This is a genomic window from Mycobacterium angelicum, from assembly GCF_002086155.1.
Lineage (GTDB): Bacteria > Actinomycetota > Actinomycetes > Mycobacteriales > Mycobacteriaceae > Mycobacterium > Mycobacterium angelicum.
Genome location: NZ_MVHE01000181.1, coordinates 1 through 1642 on the forward strand (window position 1 = coordinate 1; position 1642 = coordinate 1642).

A 1642-nucleotide genomic window follows, 5' to 3' on the forward strand; every position below is an offset into this window, starting at 1 on the left:
GTTTGGGAGGGGGTGCAGCGTTACCGGGATGTGGGGGCGTTAGCGGCGGCGGTCGGTGCGGGTGGCAGCCCACCGGAGGTGGTGGTTACTGATGGGCCGGTCACCGCTGCTGGTGTTGGTGAGGTTCGTGGGGGGTTGTATGACACGTTGGGGTTGATCCAGGCGTGGCTGGGTGAGCCGGTGTTGGCCGGTTCGCGGTTGGTGGTGGTGACTCGGGCGGCGGTGGCGGTCGCCGAGGGTGAGGTGCCTGATTTGGTGGGCGCGGTGGTCGAGGGGTTGTTGCGTAGCGCGGCGTCGGAGCATCCGGGCCGGTTTATGTTGCTCGACGTTGATGGCAGTGAGGCGTCGTGGGCGGTGGTGCCGGCGGTGGTGGCCCAGGGTGGTGAGCCGCGGTTGGCGGTGCGCGAGGGGGTGGTGTTGGCGCCGCGACTGGTGCAGGTAACCGAGCGCATCGACGTACCGGTGGCGGGGTCGGTGTTTGATCCAGCGGGCACGGTGTTGATCACCGGGGGTACTGGGGTGTTGGGGATGGTGTTGGCTCGGCATGTGGTGGCCCGTTATGGGGTGCGGCATGTGGTGTTGGCCAGTCGGCGTGGTCCGGCGGCGGCGGGGGTGGGGGAGTTGGTGCTGGAGTTGGCCGAGTTGGGGTGTGGGGTGCAGGTGGTGGCTTGTGATGTGGGGGACCGTGAGCAGTTAGCGGCGGTGGTGGACAGCATTGGTGGTGAGCATCGGCTGGGGGCGGTCATTCATGTTGCCGGGGCGCTGGCGGATGGGGTGATCGAGTCGCTGGACCGCCAGCGCGTTGAGCAGGTGTTGGCGCCCAAGGTCGATGGCGCGTGGCATTTGCATGAGTTGACGCGGGATATGGGGTTGTCGGCGTTTGTGCTGTTCTCCTCGGCGGCTGCGGTGTTGGGCAGCGCGGGGCAGGCCAATTATGTGGCGGCGAACGCGTTTTTGGATGCGTTGGCGTGCTATCGGCGCGCGGAGGGGTTAGCGGGGGTCTCCTTGGCGTGGGGTTTGTGGGAGCAGGCCAGCGGCATGGCCGGCGAGATGCAGGGGTTGGGGTTGGCGGCGATGTCGACCGAGCAGGGTTTGGAGTTGTTCGATCTGGCGTGTGGGCGGGGTGAGGCGGTGTTGGTGCCGGCGCGGCTGGATGTGGCCGCGTTGCGTCGGCAAGCCCGTTTGGGGTTGTTGCCGGCTTTGTTGAGTCGGTTGGTGAGCCTTCCTGCGGCGGCGGCTTCGGCTGCGGGGACGTTGGCCCAGCGGCTGGCGACAGCTCCTGAGGCGGAGTGGGATTCGTTGTTGGTGGCCGAGTTGCGGGGTCAGCTCGCGGCGGTGTTGGGGCATTCCTCGCCGGAGGCGGTGCAGGCCGAGCGGGCGTTTAGCGAGGTGGGGTTGGACTCACTGGGCGCGGTGGAGTTGCGTAACCGGTTGGCTCAGGTCACGGGTTTGACGTTGCCGGCCACGGTGATTTTCGATTACCCCAATCTGGCTGCGGTGGCCGGTTATCTACGTGCGCGGTTGCAGGGCAGCGCCACCGGGGGCGCCGGGGCGGTGGTGAGTGCGCCGGTGCGCGCCGATGAGCCTATTGCGGTGGTGGGGATGGGGTGTCGGTTCCCGGGTGGGGTGGATGGCCCGGAGG

General features: G+C 68.0%; 1 protein-coding gene. It reads left to right on the top strand.

The features are described from left to right. Positions 1 to 1642: type I polyketide synthase (locus BST12_RS28845; protein ID WP_139802051.1), on the top strand; the 1642-nt coding region annotated here is incomplete at both ends.